The following is a 2,158-nucleotide window of genomic DNA, read 5'->3' as shown; positions in this document are numbered from 1 at the left end:
GTATATATTTAGATGAAAAATATTACTGTAAATCTCTCGATGATTATACCGGACAAGTCTTTCCTTTCTTAAGTACAAAAATAGGAAAAGGTCTTCTAAGAAACTTAAACTATTACTTTTCTTACGTTGATGCCTATGATAAGAAACCACCAGTTAAAGAAATAAGACTACTTATGAAACAAGTAACTAACAGATAGCCAAAAATACCAAAAAAAGAAAGCATCTAACCCTGGATGTTTTCTTTTTTATTAAAAACTCATTAACTTTCATCCTCTTCTAAAAGTATGTATCCAAGCATATTTTAAATTAAAAACATTGGAGGATTAGAGTGAATGAAATACTCAGAAACAATTATAAGCAAACGACTTCGAATACTTAAAATGACGGGTATGTTTTTCATGCTAGTGTTAATAGCATGGATTGGCTATACAAAATTACTTTATGAAAACGGCTTTCTTCAAGAAAAAAAGAATTCAGTAGAAGTAATGAACACTAGCATTACAGGAGAAATAGAGCAGCTTTTTCATATAAACTTGCAAGGTTATCGAAAAACAAGCCTTGATGCTGTTATAGAAGCCAGTAAAACCGATCCAAGTGAACTATCCTTAATTGAACTAGTCAACAAATCCTGCTCGCGAGATTGCATAGGTGAACCAGTTACATATGTAAACTCAAACAATGGATATATCTTTTATAAGGAATCTAATGGAACTAATGTAGCTATAACGGTTAAAAAGAAAGACACATGGGTAATTGTAAAGAAATCTGTTCAAGATGGAATATAATCACCCAAAAAAAGAGTACGCATCGTACTCTTTTTTATTATTAATACCCTTCCTCTTCATGCCTACAATGGCATTTCGCTTTTGTTTTACAATGACATTTTTCACACTCACACTTCGGTTTCTCTTTGCAACAACACTCGTGAAAATCATTGCGCTTACATCTACATCTCCCAAACATTAAATCATCCCAAAATTTATTACAATCTTGAAAATGTCCACAATGACAAGTATTTCTCATAAATATGCTTCCTCCTTGATAGAATTCATCATATTCTATGTTTGAAAGTATACAAAGGCTTGTTTATTAGTCTATTTTCTCCATATTATAAGTAGAGTTAAAAGATTAAATAAAAATAAAAACCGTCACATGACGGCTCTTATTTTTGCAAACTACTCTTTTGTATAAAAATATTTAATTCCTTTCATATCTAACCAAGCAGTTGCTTTGTCCAGTTCGTTCCCTTGACGATAATCTGTTTCGAAATACACAAGCCCTTGGTTATCTCCACGAGATATTATTTTAGAAGTATATCCAAGCTTATCCATCATTTGAATCATGTCAGAAATTAAATTTACACCAAATTCATAAGTAACTACTTTGCTATATTTATTCACTATAATTCCAACCCCTTCTTGTTTTTTTATCGGCTCAACAATTTGATTTGTAAACCAAGCTAACGGCTTATTTCCAATCAGCTTATTTAAATCACACTTGCCGATACCAGCCACATTGCCTGTCTCTGTGTATTGCCAAATATCACATGGATACGCCGGTTTGTTACCACCATAACGAGGAATCCATACAAATAATTCATCAATAAAAGCTTGTGCACCCGCTCTCATATCGTTCATTGTTCTTACTTCTACGTCAGCTACCCAAACTGTTGCATTTTTATCACCACGGTTCCAAAAGTCTCTTGCTTCTATCCGTGCATCCTCTACTGAAACGAAACGACAGAACGCATAATTACCAAACGGAATATTCCTTGCTTTCATTGCTTGTACATAATTTTTATATAAAGGATCTACATAGTTTGAACCATCTTGCACACGTGCAATTACGAAATCTAATTGTGGTGCTGCGATATCCCAGTTAATGTCGCCATTCCATTTCGAAATATCTACAATATAACCCATTATTTAACATCTCCTTTTTCATTATTATATTCAAAGCTTGTTTTTTTGTTATTATCAACTAATAAATAGTATGAGAGGTATTATATTATTGGGTAATAATTTAAAATTCGGCTTATGTATTGAGAAAACAAAATATTATTACGGGTTTAATAAGTAAAGATTTACAAAACTCTAAACTATATAAAGTGAAACGATAATTAGTAGGAGGCTACGAGCAGTGTAATTCCCACCTAATT

Annotated in this window: 3 protein-coding genes and 1 pseudogene; 2 read left to right on the top strand and 2 right to left on the bottom strand. The window is 32.2% G+C overall.

Annotated elements, in window-relative coordinates:
• Both ABWK52_RS16355 and ABWK52_RS16350 read left to right on the top strand, forming a co-directional pair.
• Positions 1-197 (top strand): annotated as a pseudogene (locus tag ABWK52_RS16355) (cytoplasmic protein); the annotation flags it as partial.
• A 135-nt stretch (positions 198-332) separates the two neighbouring features.
• Entirely contained in the window at positions 333-785 is a 453-nt protein-coding gene (locus ABWK52_RS16350) for a hypothetical protein (RefSeq protein WP_000877572.1), read from the top strand.
• Here ABWK52_RS16350 and ABWK52_RS16345 read toward each other — a convergent pair whose 3' ends face one another.
• Positions 786-959 carry a hypothetical protein gene (locus ABWK52_RS16345; RefSeq protein WP_000503011.1) on the bottom strand — a complete coding sequence of 58 codons (174 nt, stop codon included), beginning with the start codon at positions 957-959 and terminating at the stop codon, positions 786-788.
• Between the two features lie 216 nt (positions 960-1,175).
• Positions 1,176-1,922, bottom strand: a complete 747-nt coding sequence (locus ABWK52_RS16340) for an N-acetylmuramoyl-L-alanine amidase C-terminal domain-containing protein (RefSeq protein ID WP_353772003.1) — start codon at positions 1,920-1,922, stop codon at positions 1,176-1,178.
• Positions 1,923-2,158 lie beyond the last annotated feature (236 nt).

Origin of the sequence: Bacillus sp. AP50 (assembly GCF_040492675.1) — a bacterium.
Classification (GTDB): domain Bacteria; phylum Bacillota; class Bacilli; order Bacillales; family Bacillaceae_G; genus Bacillus_A; species Bacillus_A cereus.
This window is presented reverse-complemented; position numbering and strand designations above follow the sequence as displayed.

Bases quoted from the DNA above. Each gene is read 5' to 3' on its own strand.
- ABWK52_RS16340 (WP_353772003.1), bottom strand. From the start codon at position 1,922: ATGGGTTATATTGTAGATATTTCGAAATGGAATGGCGACATTAACTGG.
- ABWK52_RS16350 (WP_000877572.1), top strand. From the start codon at position 333: ATGAAATACTCAGAAACAATTATAAGCAAACGACTTCGAATACTTAAA.